Genomic DNA, 18,644 nt, shown 5'->3' with positions numbered 1-18,644 from the left:
TTGACGGTGTTTCTAGTAGTAGGGCGGATAGTCCGCCGGGCTCGACGTGGAGGGCTTCACCCGGTAGGTCTTCAGCACCTGACTCATGATCGTGTGGAACAGCGGAGCGGCGGCTGCCGACGAAGTAATGGTAGTCGGGAACCCGAGGTTGACCGAAACGACGTACTGCGGATCGTCCACCGGCGCGACGCCCATGACCGACACGTAGTACGACGGCAGGTACCCGCCCTTGCCATCCGGCTGCTGGGCCGTTCCGGTCTTGGCGGCGATGCGGTACCCGGGGATCTGGAGCTGCTTCTTGAGCTCGCCGTCGGTGACGACGGACTCCATCATCCCGAGCGTCGTGGCCGCTGCCTGGGCGGAGACGACCGGCGTGGGTTTGCTGTTCGGGATGTCCGTCACCGAGCCGTCCGGGTGCTCGCATCCCTCGACCAGCGACAGCGGGATGCGGGTGCCGCCGTTGGCGAGCGCCTGGTACGCGCCGACCATCTGGAGCTGGGTCGCGGAGACGCCCTGGCCGAACATCGTCGCGTACTTGGTCTGGTCATCCCAGTCCTTGACCGGGTGGAGCTCCCCCGAGGACTCGTCGGGGTACGGCAGACCGGTCGGGTCGCCGATCCCGAACTTCTTCAGGTAGTCGTACCGGGTCTGGTCGCTGAGCGCGCGGCCCAGCTGCGACATACCGGTGTTCGACGACATCATGAGCACGCCCGTCAGGGTGAGCCGGAGCGGTGCGTGGAATCCCGAGTCGTGAAGATCGGCCCCGTTGCCGGACTGCCAGGAGTACGGAGCGAGCACCTGCGACGTCGGCGTGGCTTTGCCCTGGTCGATGAGCATCGCGGCCGTCAGCGCCTTGAAGGTCGAGCCCGGCTCCCGCGGGTCGGTGAGCGGCTGGAGCCGCCAGAACGACGGATCCGTCGCATCGATGTTGTTGGGGTCGAGCGACGGCACCTGCGCGATCGCCTTGATCTTCCCGGTCTTCGCCTCCGCCACGGTCACGAAGCCGAACTTGGACCCGGTCGCGGCGACCTGCTGGGCGAGAGTCTGCTGCGCGAACCACTGGAGGTCCGAGTCGATGGTCAGCTTGAGCGTGCCGCCGTCCTTCGCCTGCTTCTGCACGACGGTACTGCCGGGGATGGCCACCCCGTCGGCTCCGCGCTGGTAGGTCTCCTCGCCGTTCTCCCCCGCCAGACAGCCGTTCTCGCTGGCCTCCAGCCCCGCGTCGCCGCCCTGCGAGAGGTAGCCGAGCAGGTTGCCGGCGACGGCGCCGTTCGGGTAGCTGCGCGCCTGCTTCTTGGTGAAGGTGAGCCACGGGTACGGGAGCTTGTCGAGCTTGTCGAACGTCCCGACATCCATACCGGCCTTGATGAGGACGTACTGCGACTTCGGGTTCTCTTTGAGCGCCGCGTCGAGGAGCGCGACGACCGCATCGCCGCCCTGGCCGGTGATCGCACCGATCTTCGCGGCGGCTTCGACCATCTTCGCCCGCCCGCCGGCGATCGCATCCTTCGGCGAGGCCGCGGCGGTGTATGTGTAGATCGTGGTGGCCAGGACCGTGCCGTCGGTGTCGATGATGTCGCCGCGGTTGCCCAGCAGCGGCGTCGACACCTCTTTGGCGGTCACCGACTGCCGCTGCAGCGCATCCGCCCGGACCACCTGGATGTCGACCAGCTTGGCGCCCAGGATGCCGACGGTCGCCGCGACGGCGAGGACCGTCACGGCGGTCCGCCGCCGCAGCATCTTCTTGCTGACCATGCCCCGCATCCGTCCCGTCGTCAGTGCGTCACCGGAGTCGGCAACGCTCCCTGCAACGGTACGGTCGGCGTGGCACCGGAACCGGTAGCCCCACCCGAAGTCGTGGAATTCCCAGCCTGCCCCGCCGCTGTGGACGGATTCGCGGTCTGCTGCGGCTGCGTCACCAGGGAGACGCCCGCGAGCAGCGCGTTCGGGACGAGGTTGCCCTGCGTCCCGGTGACCGTCCCCGCCGCACCGCTCGCTGGGACCGGCGCGCCGAGCACCGCCCCGTCCGAGAGGCGCAGGTAGGCGGGGTTGCTGTTGCTGACCATCCCGAGCGCGTTCGCGTTCGCGGCCAGGTTCTGCGGAGAGGCGACCCGGTTCAGGTCCTCCGACACCGCCTGGTACGAGCGCTGCAGCTCGGTCTGCTTCGACTCCAGCGTCTGCAGCTGGTAGGCGCCCTGCGAGATCCCGATGCTGAGGAGGAGCTGGGCAACGACGACCGCCAGCAGCGTGGCGACCGCGATCCCCGCGTAGAGGGCCCGCGGACGTGCCCGCCGCTGCGACCGGGTCGGGACGACCTCCAGGTGTGTCCGTTTCGGCTCCTCCACCGGTGTGGGGAGGGCGCCGCCGCGCCACAGCGCCGCCGGACGCCGCGCAGCTGTCGGCCTGCGCCCGATGACCGGGGCCGCCTCTGCCAGATTGCCGCTCACGAACGCCTCCTCGTCTCGTCCTTGCTGGTGGATGCGCCGCTCGCCGGGCGCACCCGCTCGGCCGCCCGCAGGCGCACCGGGGTGGCCCTCGGGTTGGCGGCCTTCTCGTCGTCGTCTGCCAGCTCCGCACCGCGGATGAGGAGCTTCAGCTCGGGCCGGTGCTCGGGAAGTTCGACGGGCAGCCCTGCGGGAGCACTCGACGTGGAGCGGGCCTGCAGCTCGCGCTTCACGATGCGGTCCTCGAGCGACTGGTACGCCTCCACGACGATCCGCCCGCCCACCGAGAGCGAGTCGATGGCGGCGGGGATCGCCCGCTGCAGCACCGCCAGCTCCTGGTTGACCTCGATGCGCAGAGCCTGGAAGACGCGCTTGGCGGGATGCCCCTGCCGCTGCAGGGCCACCGGCGTCGCCTTGATGATCAGGTCGACCAGCTGGCCGGAGCGCACGAGCGGCTCGCGCTCGCGCGACTCCACGATCCGGGAGGCGTAGCGGCCCGCGAGCTTCTCTTCGCCGTACTCGCGGAAGATGCGCCGCAGGTCGGCCTCGGAGTACTCCGCCAGGACCGTCGCGGCGGTGAGCTCGCTCGTGCCGTCCATCCGCATGTCGAGCGGCGCGTCCTTCGAATAGGAGAAGCCGCGCTCCACCCGGTCGAGCTGGAGGGAGGAGACGCCGAGGTCGAACAGCACGCCGTCGACCGCGTCGAAACCGAGCCCCTCGATGGCCTCGCGGATGCCGTCGTACACCGTGTGGACGAGGTGCACGCGGTCACCGAAACGCTCCAGGCGCTCCCCCGCGATCGCCAGCGCCTCGGGGTCGCGGTCGAGCCCGACCAGCGTGACGTCCGGGAAGCGCTCGAGGATGCCGGCGGAGTGGCCGCCCATCCCGAGCGTCGCGTCGACGAAGACGGCGCCGGGCCGCGTCAGCGCGGGGCCGAGCAGCTCGATGCAGCGCTCCAGGAGGACCGGAGTGTGGATGCGGGAGGTGTCTTCGGAGTCGGTCATGGTCGTTCGGGACGAGTCGCCTGCCCCTGATCCCGGATCCCCATCCATTCCGACCTGGCACCGGGGAAGTGGTGTCAGGGCGTATGGCTGGGAGTCCGGCGCCAGGGACGCGGGCTCAAAAGAGTCCCGGGATCACCTCCTCCTCCGTGTTGGCGAATGCTGCTTCCTGTTCGGCCAGGTAGGTCTCCCAGGCCTGGGCGTCCCAGATCTCCGCGCGGCTGCCCGCGCCGATCACGACCAGGTCGCGATCGAGTCCCGCATACGAGCGGAGCGCGGACGGGATGGTCACCCGGTTCTGCTTGTCCGGGACCTCTGCGCTCGCCCCCGAGAGGAAGACGCGCAGGTAGTCGCGGGCCTGCTTGCTCGTCACCGGCGCCTGGCGGATCTTCTCGTGAAGCGATTCGAACTCGCGCTGCGAGAAGACGTAGACGCAGTGCTCCTGGCCGCGGGTCAGGACGAGGCCGGACGCGAGCTCATCCCGGAATTTCGCCGGCAGGATGATGCGACCCTTCTCGTCCAGCTTGGGGGCATGCGTACCGAGGAACATCGGCTGCCACCCCCACTCTCCCGGCCCAGGTTGCGGTGTGGCTCCACTTTACTCCACTTCCATCCACAAAATCTCGCATTGAAGACAGATTGCCCCGAAATGGGTACGCCGAAGCCCGAAAATACGCGGAAGTAACTGGTGGAGGAAAGTGGAGCACATAGGAAGCCCCGGGAGCAACAAAAAAGGGCCGATCAGAAGATCGGCCCTTCGTCGAAGAACAGGTGGAGCGGAGTGGAGGGTTAGCCCTCGCCGCCGTCGTTGCGCTTGTCCCAGCGGTCGTTCATGCGGTCCATGAATCCCGTCTGACCGCCACGCGCCTTCGCCTTCTTCGGCTCGGCGACGCCCGGCTCGACCGCGACGCGCTTGCCCGGCGCGATGGCCACGAGGACACCCGCGAACATCACCACGAAGCCCAGGATGCCGACGATCGGCTGCCGGTAGTAGACGCCGGCGATCAGCACGCCGACGCCGACGACGGCGAGCAGGATGCCGAGCACGATCGACCGGTAGGCGGGACGTGCCCGCTTGCCCCCGACCTTCGCGACGAAGTCTGCGTCGTTCTGGTAGAGACTGCGTTCCATCTCTTCGAGGAGGCGCTGCTCATGTTCCGAAAGCGGCATCCGATTCCCCCTCTTTCTCGCGGGTTCGAGGCTTCAGTGAGGTCGATTCTAGACCTCACGTGTCTGGCTAGGCTAGGCGTGTGTCTGAAAGCATCCGATTCGTCGACCTCATCCAGTCAAGAATCGATGGATTCTTCGATGCGCGTGCCTCCATTCTCGTCTCGATCGCCGATGAGCTCTCTCCCGTAGCGGCGTTCTCAAGGGAATTTCTCAGCGGCGGCAAGCGCTTCCGGGCCCTGTTCTGCTTCTGGGGATGGCAGGCCGTCCGCACCGCGGGAGACGAGGGCGACGACGGGTCGGACAGCGGCGCCGTCACGGCCGGCGGCGCGGTCACGGCCGGCGGCGCGGTCACGGCCGGCGGCGCCCTCGACGCGGTGGTGTCCGTCGCCAGCGCCCTCGAGCTGTTCCACGCCGCCGCGCTCGTCCACGACGACCTGATCGACAACTCGGACACGCGGCGCGGAAAGCCGGCCGCCCACAAGCGCTTCGAGCACCTCCACGAGAGCGAGGGATGGGGTGGCTCCGGCGCCACGTTCGGCACGGGCGCGGCGACCCTGCTCGGCGATCTGCTGCTCATCCTCAGCGACGAGCTGTTCGACGAGGGGCTCACGCAGCTGGTGAGCGCGCCGGCCCGTCGGGCGACGCGGGCGGAGTTCAACCGGATGCGGATCGACGTCACGGCCGGCCAGTACCTCGACATCTTCGAGGAGATCGGCTGGTCGGGCCGACCCAACTCGGAGCAGCTGGAGCGTGCCGAGCGCGTCATCGTCTACAAGTCGGCCAAGTACTCGATCGAGTCCCCTCTGCTCATCGGCGCGAGCCTCGCCGGAGCGACCGTGGGTCAGCTGGAGTCGCTCCGGGCGTTCGGGCTCCCCCTCGGCATCGCCTACCAGCTGCGCGACGACCTGCTCGGTGTCTTCGGAGACGCCGATGTGACGGGGAAGCCCAGCGGAGACGACCTCCGGGAGGGCAAGCGGACGGTCCTCATCGCACTCACGCGCCAGGCCATCCCGTCAGGAGCGCGCGCCGCGCTGGACGAACTGCTCGGCGACCCGGAGCTCACGCCGGAGCAGATCCGGACGATGCAGCTGACCATCCGGGAGTCCGGAGCCGTCGACACGGTGGAGCGGATGATCGCCGACAACGTGGCGCGTGCCATCGAGGCGCTGGATGCGGCACCGCTCGGCGCGGCGGCGAAAGGGCAGCTCCGCGAGCTCGCGATCGCGGTCACGCGCCGGAGCGCGTAGGCCCGCTCCCTGAGCCGGGAGCGATTCAGGCCAGCGCTTGGGCCACGCGGCGCACCTCGGCCTTGCGGCCGGCGCGCAGAGCCTCGATCGGCGATGTGCCGAGGCTCTCCTCCTCCGTCAGCAGCCAATCCACCGACTCGTCGTCGCTGAAGCCGTCGTCCGCCAGGACGATCAGGGTTCCCCGCAGCTCGCTGAGCGGCTGGCCGTCCTTGAGGAACGACGCGGGCACCTTGAGCACGCCGTCGACGCGCTTGGCTCCCAGGTGGCGGTCCTCGATGAGCCGACGGACGCGGCTCACGCTCAGTCCCATCAGCTCGACGAGGTCGGGTACGGTCAACCACTCGGTGGTCTGGACGTGCTCGGTCACCCCACCAGCGTGCCACGGATTGCCGTCCGCCGAGAAGCCGGAGTAATTGTTACGATCATGTAAACCCGTGTCACATCCGTCACTCCTGTTGACTCCTCTCTCCTTGTGTGTCAGCGTGATGGGCGACGTGTCACTCGAAGAGGGGGTCACATGGCTCTGGCAGACACCGGCAGATCGCGCAGCATCCTGGGCACCGTCCCGATCGCGGTCGCGAGCTCGCTCGCGGTGACCCTGAACCTGGTCACGCCCGCGCAGGCGGTGCCGCAGGAGGACCGCGCGACCGACCACTCCGGCGACACCGGCGAGATCAGTCCTCTCGAGCGCGCCGCGCTGGGGAGCACCATCGGGATGACGCCCAGCGGGTCGACGTCGAGCACGTCCGTTCCGCTCACCTCCGTCGCGGCAGCACCCGCGACCTACCGCGTGCAGTCCGGCGACACCATCTCCGGCATCGCGGCGCGGTTCGGGCTCTCCACCGCCGCCGTCCTCGCGATGAACGGCCTCAGCTGGAAGAGCCTCATCTTCCCGGGCCAGGTGCTCGCCCTCGCGCAGGCCGCACCCGCGGCCGCGCCGGCCCCGGCTCCCGCCCCAGCGGCCCCCGCGCCGACTCCCGCCGCCGCGGTGTACTCCGTGGTGCGCGGCGACACGATCAGCGGCATCGCCGGCCGTTTCGGCGTCACCACCCGCGCGGTGCTGGCTGCGAACGGCCTGAGCACGTCCAGCCTGATCTTTCCCGGACAGAAGATCCGCATCCCCGGCATGACCACTGCCGCACTCAACACCTCGGCACCGGCGCCCGCGCCCGTCGCCGCCCCCGCCCCCGTCGCCGCGCCGGCACCGCTGCCGACAGCGTCCGCCGGTCAGGTGGTCGCCCTCACCGACGAGATGCGCGCGAATGCTCAGCTGATCATCCGCATCGGCCGCCAGCAGGGCATCCCGGACCAGGGAGTCGTCATCGCCCTCGCCGCAGCAGCGCAGGAATCCGGCCTCCGCAATGTCCGCTACGGCGACCGCGACTCGCTCGGGCTGTTCCAGCAGCGGCCGAGCACCGGCTGGGGCACGCCGGAGCAGGTGCTCGACCCGACGCGCGCGACGCTCGCCTTCTACGGCGGAGCGGGGAACCCCAACGCCGGCCGCACCAGGGGCCTCCTCGACATCCCCGGATGGACGCGGATGAGCGTGACGCAGGCCGCGCAGGCCGTGCAGATCTCGGCGTTCCCCGACGCCTACGCCAAGTGGGAGACGTCGGCGCGCACCTGGCTGGCCCAGCTCGGCTGAGCCGGAATGTCACAGCCCGATCACAGCCACCGCGTCCACCGGTGTTTTGCAGGGTTCTCGCCCGGGTCGTTCCCTAGACTCGATCCGTGACCACGAGCCAGACCGACCCGATGATCGGCCGTCTCATCGACGGCCGCTATCAGGTGCGCTCGCGGATCGCCCGAGGCGGCATGGCCACCGTGTACCTCGCGACCGACCTGCGCCTCGAGCGCCGCGTCGCGATCAAGATCATGCACGGCCACCTCGCCGACGACTCCACGTTCAAGAGCCGCTTCGTGCAGGAGGCCCGCTCGGCCGCTCGGCTCGCCCATCCCAACGTCGTCAACGTCTTCGACCAGGGCCAGGACTCCGACATGGCCTACCTGGTCATGGAGTATCTGCCCGGCATCACTCTGCGCGACCTGCTCAAGGACTACGGCAAGCTGACGCCCGAGCAGACCATCGACATCATGGAGGCGGTGCTCTCCGGCCTCGCCGCGGCGCACAAGGCGGGCATCGTCCACCGCGACCTCAAGCCGGAGAACGTCCTGCTCGCCGACGACGGGCGCATCAAGATCGGCGACTTCGGGCTCGCTCGTGCGGCCAGCGCCAACACGGCCACCGGCCAGGCGCTGCTGGGCACGATCGCCTACCTCTCCCCCGAGCTCGTCACCCGCGGCGTCGCCGATGCCCGCAGCGACATCTACGCGCTCGGCATCATGATGTACGAGATGCTCACCGGCCAGCAGCCGTTCCAGGGCGAGCAGCCGATGCAGATCGCCTACCAGCACGCGAACGACGCCGTGCCCGCGCCGAGCAGCAAGAACCCGGCCGTGCCGGCAGAGCTGGATGAGCTCGTCCTCTGGGCGACGGAGAAGGACCCGGACCGTCGACCCCGCGACGCGCGCGAGATGCTCGATCGCCTGCTGGAGGCCGAGAAGGCGCTCCGCGGCGAGGCTGTGCTGCAGCCGACCATGGTCCTGCCGCCCGCGTACGAGATCGACCAGGGCGACACCCAGATCATCAACCCGGCGATCCGCCAGCAGGTAGCGTCCAGCACGCCGGCCGCGGCGACGACCCTGACCGCCGCCGCCACCAAGCGGCGCTCGAAGGGCTGGTGGCTGTTCGCGCTCGTCCTCGTGCTCGCCGGCGTCGCTGCCGGCACCGGCTGGTACTTCGGTGCGGGCCCCGGCTCGCTGGTCGCCATCCCGAACGTCGTCAATAAGGCGCCGGATGCGGCGGTCTCGCAGCTGCAGAAGCTCGGTTTCAAGACGGCTCAGGCGCCCGAATACAGCACGACCGTCGCGGCCGGGATGGTGTCGAGCACCGACCCCGGAGCCGGCGTCCCCGCCGGGCGCGGCAGCACGGTGACGCTGCGCGTCTCGCAGGGGCCGAAGCCGGTGACGATCCCGCCCCTCGCCGGCACGACCATCGACACGGCCAAGAGCGCCATCACCGGCGTCGGGGCGAAGGTCGGAACGGTCGCGGAGCAGTTCGACGCCAAGGTGCCCGCCAACACCGTCATCTCGGCGACCCGCGCCGACAACGGCGCGGACATCTCCGGCGGCGGCAACTACTTCGAGGCCGCGTCGGTGAACCTCGTCGTGTCGGTCGGCGCCATCCCGGATGTCGCCGGCAAGTCCGTGGAAGACGCCTCGGCCATCCTGAGCAAGGTCAAGCTCCTCACTTCTGCGGGCCCAGAAAGCTACAGCGACACGGTCGAAGACGGCGACGTGATCTCCGCGCAGCCGCAGCATGAGCCCGTCCGCCCCGGCGACACCCTGCTGCTGGAGACGTCGAAGGGGCCGGAGCCCGTCACCATCCCGGATGTCGCCGGCAAGACGTGGGATGTGGCCAAGAAGGCGCTCACGGACGCCGGCTTCAAGCTCAAATACAGCGCCATCGCCGACGTCGCACCGAACGCATTCGTCGTGTCGAAGGTGTCACCGGCCGGCGGGACGCAGGCGCCCAAGGGCTCGACAATCACGGTCAACTTCGCCGGGTTCTGAGCCGACCGACGCGGCAACCGGCGCGGTCTGCCGGCGCTGCCCCGCGTCGGAACGGAGGAGATAGCGCTCCGCCGCGCCCGTCAATGCAGAAACGGAGGAGCACCGCGGCCGTGGGGCCGGGGGCTCCTCCGTTTCTGCGGAGGGTGGAGGGTACTGCGAGCCGGTATCAGCGGGCGGCGGCCGAGAGCTCCTCGGCGACCAGGAACGCCAGCTCCAGCGACTGCTGGTGGTTCAGGCGCGGGTCGCAGAGCGACTCGTAGCGGGTCGCCAGCGTCTCCTCGTCGATGTGCTCGGAACCGCCCAGGCACTCGGTCACGTCGTCGCCCGTGAGCTCGACGTGGATGCCGCCCGGGTTGGTGCCGGCAGCGCGGTGCGCCTCGAAGAAGCCCTTCACCTCGTCGACGATGTCGTCGAACCGGCGCGTCTTGTAGCCGGTCGGCGTGGTGAGCCCGTTGCCGTGCATCGGGTCGGTGACCCAGAGCGGCTTCGCGTCCGAGCGCTTGATCGCTTGGAGCAGCGGCGGCAGCGCATCCCGGATCTTCCCGGCGCCCATGCGCGTGATGAAGGTCAGGCGGCCGGGCTCACGCTCGGGGTCGAGCTTGTCGATGAGGCGGAGCATGTCGTCGCGGGAGGTGGTCGGCCCGAGCTTCACGCCGATCGGGTTGCGCACGCGCGAGAGGAAGTCGACGTGCGCGCCGTCGAGCTCGCGCGTCCGCTCGCCGATCCAGACGAAGTGCGCCGACGTGTTGTACGGGGTGCCGGTGCGGGAGTCGATGCGCGTCATCGGCCGCTCGTAGTCCATGAGCAGCGCCTCGTGGCTGGAGTAGAACTCCACCCGCGTGAGCTCGTCGAAGTCGGCGCCCGCCGCCTCCATGAACTTGATGGCGCGGTCGATCTCGCGGGCGAGGCCCTCGTAGCGCTGGTTGGCCGGGTTCGCGGCGAAGCCGCGGTTCCAGCTGTGCACCTGGCGCAGGTCGGCGAATCCACCCTGGGTGAAGGCGCGGATGAGGTTCAGCGTGGATGCGGCGGTGTGGTACCCCTGCACCAGCCGGCGCGGGTCGGCCTGGCGCGACTCGGGCGTGAAGTCGTAGCCGTTGACGATGTCGCCGCGGTAGGCGGGCAGCGTCACGCCGTTGCGCGTCTCCGTGTCGCTGGAACGCGGTTTGGCGAACTGCCCGGCCATGCGGCCCATCTTGATGACGGGCACGGAGGCGCCGTAGGTCAGCACGACGGCCATCTGCAGCACGGTCTTGACGCGGTTGCGGATAGCGTCGGCGGTCGCTCCGGCGAACGTCTCGGCGCAGTCGCCGCCCTGCAGCAGGAACGCCTTGCCCTCGGCGGCCCGGGCCAGCCGCGTGCGCAGCTGGTCGACCTCGCCGGCGAACACCAGCGGCGGAAGGGTGGCGATCTCGGCGGACGCGGCGGCGGCCGCCTCCGGGTCCGGCCAGGCCGGCTGCTGCTTGATCGGGAGCGTGCGCCAATACTCCAGGCCCTCGATCACGGACTCGTCAGGTCGCACGACGGGCTCTGTGGTCTGTAGCACTGGTCTTCCGCTCACTCGGGGTTGGATGGGATATCCGAGCCTATCGCGAAAGCCGATGCGGCCGTCCTACTGTGACAGCGTTGCCCGCTTCTCCTTGACCGTGCTGGCGTACACGTCGACGTACTCCTGGTCGCCGAGGCGCTGCAGCTCGTACATGATCTCGTCGGTGACCGAGCGCAGGATGAAGCGGTCGCCCTCCATCCCGTCGAACCGGGAGAAGTCGAGCGGCTCCCCCACGATGATGCCGATGCGCCCGATCTTCGGGAGCCGCTTGCCGATCGGCATGATCCTGGCGGTATCCACCATCGCCACGGGGACCACCGGGACGCCCGCCTCCAGGATCATGCGAGCGACGCCGGTGCGGCCCCGGTACAACTTGCCGTCGGGGCTGCGCGTGCCCTCCGGGTAGATGCCGAGGACGCCGCCGCGCGCCAGCACCGCGAGTCCGGTGTTGAGCGACGCTTCAGAGGCCTTTCCGCCCGAGCGGTCGATGGGCAGCTGACCGGTGGCGTTCATAAACGCCTTGGTCGCCCACCCCTTCACGCCCTTGCGGGTGAAGTAGTCGCTCTTCGCCAGGAAGGCGACCCGGCGGTCGACCTCGAGCGGCAGGAAGATGGAGTCGATGAACGACAGGTGGTTGCTCGCGAGGATGACGGGACCATCGGCCGGGATGTTCTCGAGCCCGACGACCCACGGCCGGAAGATCCCGCGCAGGAGCGGCCCCGCGATCACGTACTTCATCAGCCAGTAGAACATCGAACCGAAGCCTATCCCCGCGGTGCGCCTAGAGCGAGGATGCGTGCAGTCGCGCCAGGTCCGCCGCGCCGACGACGCCGGCGTCGTTCACCAGCTCGGCGATCGCGAACTCGGGTTCCGGGTGGAAGCCGCGTGCTGGCAGGTTCTCCAGATACGCCAGCCGGATGGGCTCCAGCAGCAGCTCGCCGGCCTGGGCGACGCCGCCGCCGAAGACGAACAGCTGCGGGTCGAGGATGGCGCCGAGGCTCGCGCAGGCCTGCCCGAGCCAGTCGCCGAGCTGGCGGAGCGCGGCGAGCGCTCCCGGGTCGCCCGCGGTGATCAGGGCGCTGATGTCGTGCCCGGTGAGCGCGCCGGTCCGGCTGCGCACATCCGCGAGCCCCTGGCCGATCCCGCCGGCGTCCGCGAGCTCGTTCGCCATGCGCTGCAGGGCGCGGCCGGAGCCGTACTGCTCGATGCAGCCGTGCGCGCCGCAGCCGCAGGGAAGCCCGCCGGGGACGACGCGCATGTGGCCGATCTCCGCTCCCGCGCCGAAGCCGCCGCGGAAGAGCCGGTCGTTGCTGACGATCGCACCGCCCACACCGGTCCCGATGGTGAGGACCACCATGTCGGAGACGAGCCGGCCGGCACCGTAGCGGAACTCCGCCCAGCCGGCCGCGTTGGCGTCGTTCTCGATGATCACGGGGATGTCGAGGCGCGCCTCGAGCTTCTCCCGGAAGGGCTCGTGGCGCCAGTTGATGTTCGGCGCGTAGTAGACGGTCGACTGCGCGGCGTCGATGAAGCCGGCCGCGGCGACTCCCGCACCGGCGATTTCCTCCGGGCCGTCGCTGAGGCGGCGGATCATCGCGACGACGGCGTTCTCGATCTCCTCCGGGCGCGTCGCATCGGTGGGGACGCGATCCTCCCGGACGATCGTCCCGAGCTCGTCGACGAGGGCTCCGGCGATCTTGGTCCCTCCGATGTCGATGCCGATGGCGTGCACGTGGGGCCTTCCTGGAGGGATGGTGAGAGGGAGGGGCGGTCGGGCCGGGTCTCGGGCGAGCCGTGGCGGGACCATCTAGAGTGTAATCAACCGAATCGCCCCGAGCCATTCGGCCGCACGCCCGCCCACCGGTATCGAGGGAGCTACCGTGAAACAGATCCTTACCCCCGCGATCGTCCCTGCGGACCCGGACGCCAATGCCACCGACCTGCTCGTCGACCGAGTGGCGCAGACGCCGGACCAGCCGCTGTTCAGCCTCCCGGACGGCGACGGCTGGCGCGACGTGTCGGCGGCGGAGTTCCACCGCCAGGTGATCGCCCTCGCGAAGGGCCTGGTCGCCGCGGGCATCGAGCCCGGCGACAAGATCGGGCTGATGTCGAAGACCCGGTACGAGTGGACCCTGATCGACTTCGCCGTGTGGTTCGCCGGTGCGGTGCTCGTGCCGATCTACGAGACGTCCTCCCCCACCCAGATCCAGTGGAACATGGCCGACTCCGGCGCGATGGCGGTGTTCCTGGAGAACGCCGAGATGCACGCGCGCTTCGACGAGGTGCACCCGGAACTCCCCGACATCCGCACCGTCTGGCAGCTGCACCTCGGCGACCTCGACAAGCTCGCCGCCGCGGGCGTGGACGTGCCCGACGAGGAGATCGAGCGGCGCCGCCGCATCGCCAAGGGCTCCGACATCGGGACGCTGATCTACACCTCGGGTTCCACCGGGCGGCCGAAGGGATGCGTCCTCACCCACTCCAACTTCGTCGAGCTCTCGCGCAACTCGGCCGAGGCCCTCAAGGACGTCGTGCAGCAGCCGGGTGGCGCATCCACTCTGCTCTTCATCACCACGGCGCACGTGTTCGCGCGCTTCATCGCCGTGCTCTGCGTCACCGGCGGTGTGAAGGTCGGCCACCAGGCCGACACCAAGCAGCTGCTGCCGGCGCTGGCGAGCTTCAAGCCGACGTTCCTGCTGGCGGTGCCGCGCGTGTTCGAGAAGGTCTACAACTCGGCCGAGCAGAAGGCGGAGTCGGGCGGGCGGGGCAAGATCTTCCGCGCCGCCGCGGAGGTCGCCGTCGAGCACTCGAAGGCCGTCGAAGCGGGCTCGGTGCCGTTCGGCCTGAAGCTGAAGTTCGCCCTCTACGACCGGCTGGTCTACTCGAAGCTCCGTGCCGCGATGGGCGGCCGCGTGAAGTTCGCGGTGTCGGGCTCCGCACCGCTCGGGTCGCACCTCGGGCACTTCTACCACAGCCTCGGCATCAAGGTCCTGGAGGGCTACGGGCTCACCGAAACCACAGCCCCCGCCACCGTGAACCGGCCGGACACGTTCCGGATCGGAACCGTCGGTCCGGCGCTCCCGGGCGTCGACCTACGTCTTGCCGACGACGGCGAGATCGAGGTGCGCGGCATCAACGTCTTCAAGGAGTACTGGAAGAACCCGGAGGCGACCGCCGCGGCGTTCCACGACGGCTGGTTCAAGACCGGCGACCTCGGTTCGTTCGATAAGGACGGCTTCCTCACGATCACCGGCCGCAAGAAGGAGATCATCGTCACGGCCGGTGGCAAGAACGTCTCCCCCGCCGCCCTCGAGGACCCCATCCGCTCCAACCCGCTGGTGAGCCAGGTGATCGTGGTGGGCGACCAGAAGCCGTTCATCTCGGCGCTCATCACCCTCGACACCGAGATGCTGCCCACGTGGCTCGCCAACAACGGCGAGGACAAGGACATGACCCTCGCCGAAGCGTCGGTCAATCCGGCGGTCCACGCCGAGATCCAGCGCGCCATCGACCACGCGAACGCCGGCGTCTCGCGTGCCGAGAGCGTCCGCAAGTTCGTGGTGCTCGCGACGGAGCTGAGCGAGGCGAGCGGCCACCTGACGCCCAAGATGAGCATCAAGCGCAACGTCATCCTCGCCGACTTCGCCGACGTGATCGACGGCATCTACAGCGACAACCCCCGCACCGAGGGCTTCTCCCTCGCCCACTGACCGCTGATTCGTGCCGAATGTGCGTTATAGCGGTGGCTTAACGCACATTCGGCACGAATCTCTGCACGCGAGCGTGGAAGGGTGCGCGGTCGGCGAAGAGGTCCGTGGCGGTGATGCGGAGGACATGCCAGCCCTCGGCCTCGAGGAGTTCGCGGCGTTCGATGTCACGGTGCCACTGGCGACGATCGACGCGGTGCCCGTCACCCTCGTACTCGAACGCGAGTCGATGGGACGGGCTGCGAAGGTCGGGATGGAGGGTCAGCCGTCCGCCGGCGACCGCGAGCGGGCCATTGACCACGAGGTCCGACACGCCCCAGCTCTCGAGCAGGAGCCGTAACAGCGTCTCCGGACGTGAGTCGGCTCCGTACCGGATGCGCGAAAGCGCCCACGTCCGGGCTTTCGCGCCTTTCGTCCGACGCAGCTTCTCGCTGAGCGCGGCTAGGTCCGCGATCTCCGCCAGTGGCACCCGTGAGCGTGCGCCGACGAGATGGTCGCCCGCCGCCACCAGATCCTCGCGGTCGAGCACACCCGACAGCTGACACCAGACGTGGGCGGGGCTGCACACCGGCATCCCCTCGACGGACGTGCCGGCGATGGTTCCCAAGCTGTGGCCGACAACTCCCCGACCGCTCGGCGGAGTCCGCGGGAAGGCGACCGAAACGTGCAACGACTCCGTCGTGGACGATGCGGGCAACGGTATCCCGAGGAGAGCAGCCGCGGTCTGATGACTGAACCAGGCGTCTTCGGGCATGATCGGCGCGTACGCGCGGCAGAGATCCTCGACGCTGGTCGCAGGCGCGGCGAGATGCACGCCGTGGAAAGGATGGCGCAGGTCGCGGGCGAGCAATCGCCGGGGCCCTACGCCGGCATCACGTGCATCGGCCGCGGTGAACGGCCCCGAGGCAAGGAAACGAGGAAGGGGACGAGGTGTGCGCATCCCCACATCGTCGCCGCCCCCACCGCTGCGCAGCGCCGCTTTCCTACTTCTGTGGACACTCCCCGTTATCCACAGGCATCAGATTCGTGCCGAATGTGCGCTTAGCGGGAGCGAAAGCGCACATTCGGCACGAATCTCAGACCTCGTCGCGCCAGGAGTGGGTGGGGGCGTAGCCGAGGATGCGGCGGGCCTTGTCGATCGACAGGAGGGTGTCGTTGACGCCGAGTTCGCGCTTCAGCGGCACGCCGGGGAACACCTCGGCGACGAGCTCGTCGTTGGGACGGCTCATCACGGTATCCGCGGCGGCGATGATGAAGCGGTCGAAACCGGTCGTGTCCCACTCCAGCGCGCGGCGGATCGCCTGGGCGCCGTCCCGCGCGTCGATGTAGCCCCACAGGTTCCACTTTCGCGCCCACGGGTCGTCGTCGAACGCCGGGAACGCCGCGTAGTCCTCCGGGTCCATCACGTTCGAGAAGCGCAGCGCCACGATCTTCAGCGCCGGATCCCACCGCACCAGCTCGATCGCCATCTGCTCCTCGAGGTGCTTCACGAGCGAGTAGGTGCTCTCCGGCCGGGCCGGGTAGTCCTCGTCGACGGGGATGTACGGCGGCGGCACGTCGAAGGGCAGGCCCAGCACAGTCTCGCTCGATGCGTACACGACGTTACGGATGCCCGCGCGACGCGCAGCCTGGAACACGTTGTACGTCACGCGGATGTTGTTGTGGAACGTCGCGACGTCGCTCAGGATGCCCGGCGCCGGGATGGCCGCCAGGTGCACGATCGCGTCGAAGCCGTCGTGCTGGTCGTTGACGCCGAGGATCGCATCCACCGTCTGTCCGTAATCGGTGAGGTCCACCCGGACGAAACCGGGACCACGCTCCCCCGCCGCGTCCAGCGAGACGACGACGTCTCCCGACTTCCGCAGCTCGCGCACGACAGTGCGTCCGAGCTTGCCCGATCCTCCGGTGACCGCGATTCGCATGTCGCCAGTCTACGAGCGCGGCGGGAGCAGGAGCGTCAGAACCAGTCCGACTCGCGGACCTGCTTCATCGCCTCGCGGCGGCTCTCCTTGTCGAGCCGGTCGAGGTAGAGCTTGCCGTCGAGATGGTCGGTCTCGTGCTGCAGCGCCTGCGCGAGCACACCGGTGCCGGAGACCTCGATCTCGTTGCCGTCGAGGTCGACGCCCGTCACCCGGGCGAACGGGTAGCGCAGAGTCTTGAACCAGAGACCCGGCACGGAGAGGCAGCCCTCGTCCATCAGCACCGGCTCCCCCGACACCTCAACGAGGACGGGGTTGATCACGTAGCCGACCTTCCCGTCGACGTTGTAGCTGAACGCGCGCTCGTTGACGCCGATCTGCGGAGCGGCGACACCCGCGCGGCCCGGCGGGAGGACGCTGTCCACCAGGTCTTCGACAAGCCCGCGCACCCCGTCGTCGATCTCCCCGATCGGCTCGGACGGGGTCTTCAGAACGGGGTCGCCGAACAGGCGGATCTGACGCTCGGTCACAGGTGCTCCTCGATGGATCGGGCGGACGGTCGGGCGCTCAGTCGCGCTCCGCCGGCAGGCCCTCGACGACGAGGGCGGCCAGCGTGCGTGCCGAGAGGCGGGTCAGCGGCTTGAGGTCCTTCCACGACACCACGGAGCCGGCGGCCAGCTGCGGGTCGTACGGGACGCGGACGATCTCGCGGACCCGCGAACGGAAGTGCGCCTCGATCTCCTCCAGCTTCACCAGGTTCGTGGCGTGCGTCGCGGTGTTGAGCGCGACGACGGCGTTGCGGACGAGCTCGCCGTACCCGTTCGCCTCCAGCCAGGTGAGCGTCTCGGAGGCCAGGCGCGCCTCATCCACGCTGCCGCCGGACACGATGACCAGCGAATCCGCCCGCTGCAGGGTCGCGCGCATGACCGAGTGGACGATGCCGGTTCCGCAGTCGGTGAGCACGATCGAGTAGAACCGTGCGGAGAGGTCGGCGACGACGTTGTAGTCGTTCTCGTCGAACGCCTCGGAGAGCATCGGGTCGGTGTCCGACGCGAGGATGTCGAGCCGGGTCTCGTCGCGCGAGACCAGTGCCGAGAAGTCGGTGAAGCCGCCGATGCTCGCCGCCTTGTGCACCACATCCCGCACGGTCGAACGCGTCTGGCGCGGAACCCGCTCCGACAGCGTCCCGCGGTCCGGGTTCGCATCGATGGCGATGATGCGGTCCTCGCGGGCCGACGCCAGCGCCATCCCGAGCAGCGTGGTGACCGTGGTCTTGCCCACGCCGCCCTTACGGGTCAGCACGGGCACGAAACGTGCGCCGCCCTCGAAGTGCTTCTGGATGCGGTGGTCGAGCTCTTTGCGCGCCCGCACCTTGGCCGAGTCGCCCAGGTTCACGGTGCGGAAGGTGACGTTGTAGACGAAGCGCTGCCACGGTCCCTCCGGGCCGGGGCGCGTCTTGCGGTTGACCTCGAGGAGACGGTCGGCGGTCAGCATCGCGGCGGGCTCGGGCTGGCCGGACTGCTCGCCGCGGAGCCGGTCGCGGCGGGAGCCGGCGAACGCGTCGGACGCGGGAAGCGGCGGCACGTCGGCGGCGGGAGCCGCTGCGCCGTCCGGAGGCTCGGGCGTCGACGCGAGACGGGAGGCGACGATGGCGACCGACATGGTGGTCGGCTCGGCGGGCGAGGCGACGAATCCCGGATCGACCGGGACCTCGTCGATCGCGACGGCGGCCTCGTCCTCCGGCATCTCGCGCGGCGGCGTCGGCGGGAGGTCGACGGCGATGCTCAGCGTCGACTCCACATCCAGCACCGGCTCGCGCGACGACGTCGGCTCGAACGAGCGCGCGGGCGTCAGCTCGTCATCCGCGGGCACGAGGTCGCGCGGGGCGCGCTCCTCGGGCGCGTCGGCGTCGGACCTGTCTGCCACGTCGTCTCGTCCTCCTTCTGCCGCGGGAGTGTCCCGCGACTCGTCATTGTA

At 69.5% G+C, this 18,644-nt stretch carries 17 protein-coding genes; 4 read left to right on the top strand and 13 right to left on the bottom strand.

The window, feature by feature from the left end; translation table 11 throughout:
* Positions 1-12 precede the first annotated feature (12 nt).
* From ACF1AJ_RS02225 to ACF1AJ_RS02205, 5 genes are all read right to left on the bottom strand, one after another.
* Positions 13-1,755, bottom strand: coding sequence for a peptidoglycan D,D-transpeptidase FtsI family protein (locus ACF1AJ_RS02225; RefSeq protein ID WP_391505947.1), 1,743 nt, complete (start codon positions 1,753-1,755; stop codon positions 13-15).
* Positions 1,756-1,775: 20 nt separating this feature from the next.
* Positions 1,776-2,447, bottom strand: coding sequence for a hypothetical protein (locus ACF1AJ_RS02220; RefSeq protein WP_391505946.1), 672 nt, complete (start codon positions 2,445-2,447; stop codon positions 1,776-1,778).
* Entirely contained in the window at positions 2,444-3,448 is a 1,005-nt protein-coding gene (gene rsmH / locus ACF1AJ_RS02215; RefSeq protein WP_391505945.1) for a 16S rRNA (cytosine(1402)-N(4))-methyltransferase RsmH, read from the bottom strand. Before rsmH ends, ACF1AJ_RS02220 begins: the two co-directional genes overlap by 4 nt.
* Before the next feature lie 115 nt (positions 3,449-3,563).
* Positions 3,564-3,995, bottom strand: coding sequence for a division/cell wall cluster transcriptional repressor MraZ (gene mraZ, locus ACF1AJ_RS02210; protein WP_018191374.1), 432 nt, complete (start codon positions 3,993-3,995; stop codon positions 3,564-3,566).
* A gap of 239 nt (positions 3,996-4,234) precedes the next feature.
* Positions 4,235-4,615, bottom strand: coding sequence for a DUF3040 domain-containing protein (locus ACF1AJ_RS02205; RefSeq protein ID WP_391505944.1), 381 nt, complete (start codon positions 4,613-4,615; stop codon positions 4,235-4,237).
* A gap of 80 nt (positions 4,616-4,695) precedes the next feature.
* Between ACF1AJ_RS02205 and ACF1AJ_RS02200 the strand changes: the two genes are divergently transcribed.
* Positions 4,696-5,862, top strand: coding sequence for a polyprenyl synthetase family protein (locus ACF1AJ_RS02200; protein ID WP_391505943.1), 1,167 nt, complete (start codon positions 4,696-4,698; stop codon positions 5,860-5,862).
* A 25-nt stretch (positions 5,863-5,887) separates the two neighbouring features.
* On the opposite strand, the gene ACF1AJ_RS02195 is transcribed toward ACF1AJ_RS02200, so the two are convergent.
* A complete protein-coding gene (locus tag ACF1AJ_RS02195; RefSeq protein ID WP_018191377.1) occupies positions 5,888-6,229 on the bottom strand; it encodes an Rv2175c family DNA-binding protein in 342 nt (113 codons plus the stop codon).
* A gap of 150 nt (positions 6,230-6,379) precedes the next feature.
* Here ACF1AJ_RS02195 and ACF1AJ_RS02190 point away from each other — a divergent pair, with 150 nt between their 5' ends.
* Complete coding sequence (locus tag ACF1AJ_RS02190) at positions 6,380-7,507, top strand: LysM peptidoglycan-binding domain-containing protein (protein WP_391505942.1); 1,128 nt, start codon at positions 6,380-6,382, stop codon at positions 7,505-7,507.
* Between the two features lie 86 nt (positions 7,508-7,593).
* Positions 7,594-9,495, top strand: a complete 1,902-nt coding sequence (gene pknB / locus ACF1AJ_RS02185; protein ID WP_391505941.1) for a Stk1 family PASTA domain-containing Ser/Thr kinase — start codon at positions 7,594-7,596, stop codon at positions 9,493-9,495.
* A gap of 166 nt (positions 9,496-9,661) precedes the next feature.
* On the opposite strand, the gene ACF1AJ_RS02180 is transcribed toward pknB, so the two are convergent.
* The 3 genes from ACF1AJ_RS02180 to ACF1AJ_RS02170 all read right to left on the bottom strand — a co-directional run bounded on the left by ACF1AJ_RS02180 (position 9,662) and on the right by ACF1AJ_RS02170 (position 12,773).
* On the bottom strand, positions 9,662-10,996 hold the full coding sequence (locus tag ACF1AJ_RS02180) for a class II 3-deoxy-7-phosphoheptulonate synthase (RefSeq protein WP_391507420.1): 1,335 nt from the start codon (positions 10,994-10,996) through the stop codon (positions 9,662-9,664).
* A 108-nt stretch (positions 10,997-11,104) separates the two neighbouring features.
* Positions 11,105-11,794, bottom strand: a complete 690-nt coding sequence (locus ACF1AJ_RS02175) for a lysophospholipid acyltransferase family protein (RefSeq protein ID WP_391505940.1) — start codon at positions 11,792-11,794, stop codon at positions 11,105-11,107.
* Positions 11,795-11,822: 28 nt separating this feature from the next.
* A complete protein-coding gene (locus ACF1AJ_RS02170) occupies positions 11,823-12,773 on the bottom strand; it encodes an ROK family glucokinase (protein WP_391505939.1) in 951 nt (316 codons plus the stop codon).
* 148 nt (positions 12,774-12,921) lie between these two features.
* Here ACF1AJ_RS02170 and ACF1AJ_RS02165 point away from each other — a divergent pair, with 148 nt between their 5' ends.
* A complete protein-coding gene (locus tag ACF1AJ_RS02165; protein ID WP_391505938.1) occupies positions 12,922-14,751 on the top strand; it encodes an AMP-dependent synthetase/ligase in 1,830 nt (609 codons plus the stop codon).
* 37 nt (positions 14,752-14,788) lie between these two features.
* On the opposite strand, the gene ACF1AJ_RS02160 is transcribed toward ACF1AJ_RS02165, so the two are convergent.
* The 4 genes from ACF1AJ_RS02160 to ACF1AJ_RS02145 all read right to left on the bottom strand — a co-directional run bounded on the left by ACF1AJ_RS02160 (position 14,789) and on the right by ACF1AJ_RS02145 (position 18,593).
* Positions 14,789-15,355, bottom strand: coding sequence for a hypothetical protein (locus ACF1AJ_RS02160; protein WP_391505937.1), 567 nt, complete (start codon positions 15,353-15,355; stop codon positions 14,789-14,791).
* A gap of 469 nt (positions 15,356-15,824) precedes the next feature.
* On the bottom strand, positions 15,825-16,670 hold the full coding sequence (locus ACF1AJ_RS02155) for an NAD-dependent epimerase/dehydratase family protein (RefSeq protein ID WP_391505936.1): 846 nt from the start codon (positions 16,668-16,670) through the stop codon (positions 15,825-15,827).
* Between the two features lie 35 nt (positions 16,671-16,705).
* On the bottom strand, positions 16,706-17,197 hold the full coding sequence (gene def / locus ACF1AJ_RS02150) for a peptide deformylase (protein ID WP_391505935.1): 492 nt from the start codon (positions 17,195-17,197) through the stop codon (positions 16,706-16,708).
* Positions 17,198-17,234: 37 nt separating this feature from the next.
* Entirely contained in the window at positions 17,235-18,593 is a 1,359-nt protein-coding gene (locus tag ACF1AJ_RS02145; RefSeq protein WP_391505934.1) for an AAA family ATPase, read from the bottom strand.
* Positions 18,594-18,644 lie beyond the last annotated feature (51 nt).

The sequence above is a fragment of the Leifsonia sp. NPDC014704 genome, from assembly GCF_043083605.1.
Classification (GTDB): domain Bacteria; phylum Actinomycetota; class Actinomycetes; order Actinomycetales; family Microbacteriaceae; genus Leifsonia.
Note: the sequence above shows the minus strand (reverse complement) of the source record. Positions and strands in the feature narration are given on the sequence as shown.